Origin of the sequence: Phenylobacterium sp. (genome assembly GCF_036677185.1) — a bacterium.
Taxonomy (GTDB): Bacteria; Pseudomonadota; Alphaproteobacteria; order Caulobacterales; family Caulobacteraceae; genus Phenylobacterium.
Genome location: NZ_JAKFEN010000001.1, coordinates 1 through 1,854 on the forward strand (window position 1 = coordinate 1; position 1,854 = coordinate 1,854).

At 68.4% G+C, this 1,854-nt stretch carries 1 protein-coding gene and 1 pseudogene; both read right to left on the reverse strand.

Annotation, left to right across the window (positions count from 1 at the left end; genetic code table 11):
* Positions 1–1,590: ABC transporter ATP-binding protein (locus V6M51_RS00005; RefSeq protein WP_332763531.1), on the reverse strand; the 1,590-nt coding region annotated here is incomplete at its 3' end.
* Positions 1,587–1,854, reverse strand: a pseudogene (locus V6M51_RS00010) (ABC transporter ATP-binding protein); the annotation flags it as partial. The gene V6M51_RS00005 and the pseudogene V6M51_RS00010, both read right to left, overlap by 4 nt.

Consider the following 1,854-nt stretch of genomic DNA (forward strand, 5'->3'; position numbering starts at 1 on the left):
CTGGCGCTCGGTCTCCACGTCCAGCGAGGATGTGGCCTCGTCCAGAACCAGGATCGGAGCATCAGCCAGGAAGGCCCGGGCGATGGCCACCCGCTGGCGCTCGCCGCCCGACAGCTTCACCCCACGCTCGCCCACCAGGGTCTGGTAGGCCAGTGGCAGCTTGGCGATGAAGTCATGGGCGCGGGCGCGCCTGGCGGCGAGCGCGATCTCCTCGTCCGTCGCCTCGGGCCGCGCGTAGCTGATGTTCTCCGCGATGGTCCGATGGAACAGGGCCGGGTCCTGCGGCACCACGGCGATGGCGCGGCGCAGGCCGCCTTGGTTCACCGTGGCGATGTCCTGGCCGTCGATCAGGATCCGGCCGTCCTGCAAGTCGTAGAGCCGCTGGATCAGCTTGACGAAGGTCGACTTGCCGGCCCCCGTCGGACCCACCAGAGCCACCCGCTCGCCCGGTGCGATACGCAGGGTGAAGTCGCGATAGAGCGGCTCCTCGGCCGACTTGTAGCGGAAGGTGATCCTGTCGAAGACGATCTCGCCCAGTTCGCCCGCGAAGGCCGGGGCGTTCTCGAGGTCCAGCACCTGGGGCGGGGTCTGGGCGTATCGGGCCACGTCCTCCACGTCGTCCAACCCCTTCTGCATCATGCGGATGTTCTCGCCGATGTTGCGCAGATAGCCGCTCATCAGCATGAACGAGGTGATGGCGAAAGCCACGTCGCCGGCCGTGGCCTCGCCCCGCGCCCAGAGACGCAGCAGCAGGCCGGTCAGCCCCGCCTGCAGCACCACCAGCAGCAGGTTGTGCCACAGCCACACATTGATGAACCGCGTCCAGGTGGTGAGCGTCAGGCTGCGCCACAGCGACGTGATCCCGCCGATCCGCGCCTCCTCCCGGTGCTCGGCCCCGAAGGACTTCACGGTCGGATTGGACGAGATGGAGTCGGCGAGCGCCCCGCCGATGCGGCTGTCGAGAGCCACCGACTTGAGGTTGGCCGGCCGCACATATTTGGCCGTGAGGATCAGGTTGGAAGCGACATAGATCACCACCACCGCCAGGGAGAACAGGCCGACGCTGGGCCAGCGGGCGATCATAACCCCCGACAGGCCGAAGAGGACCAGCATGGCCGGACCCAGCCACAGGACCACCGAATCCGAGACCATGTCGTAGCCCCACATGGCGCGGCTCAGTCTCCGCACGGTGGAGCCGGCGAAGGTGTCGGCGTGCCAGTCGGACGAGAACGACTGGACCCGCTTGAAGCCCTCGTCGGTCATCTCCTTCATGTTGGCCGCGGCCAGGGGATTCCAGAACCGGAAGCTGACGTTGCGGATGATGGCGAAGGCCAGGTAGACGCCGACGAAGATCGCCCAGGCGTTCCAGGCGAGCTCGGCCCGCGAGGGGCCGGCCGCCACGGCGTCGACCAGTTCGCCAGCGGCCCAGGGCAGGGCGAGGTCGAAGCCGACCGAGGCCAGGGTCAGCACGACGCAGGCGGTCAGCAGCACCGGGCGCCGCAGCCAGAACCGGGCGATGAAGCCCAGCACTTGGCCGTTGGAGAGGACCCGCTGCGGCTGGTCGTCGGTGTCTTCGTAATGCTCGGTCACAGATAGGTCCCCTCGGTGACGGCGTGCAGCCGCGCATACGCCCCGCCCCGGTCGATCAGCTCGGCGTGGCGGCCTTCCTCGACGATGCGGCCCTGGTCGAACACCAGGATCCGGTCGGCGCCTCGGATGGTCGAGAGCCGGTGGGCGATGACGATGGTCGTGCGGCCCACCATCAGCTCCTCCATCGCCGCCTGGACCTGGCGCTCGGTCTCCACGTCCAGCGAGGATGTGGCCTCGTCCAGAACCAGGATCGGAGCATCAGCC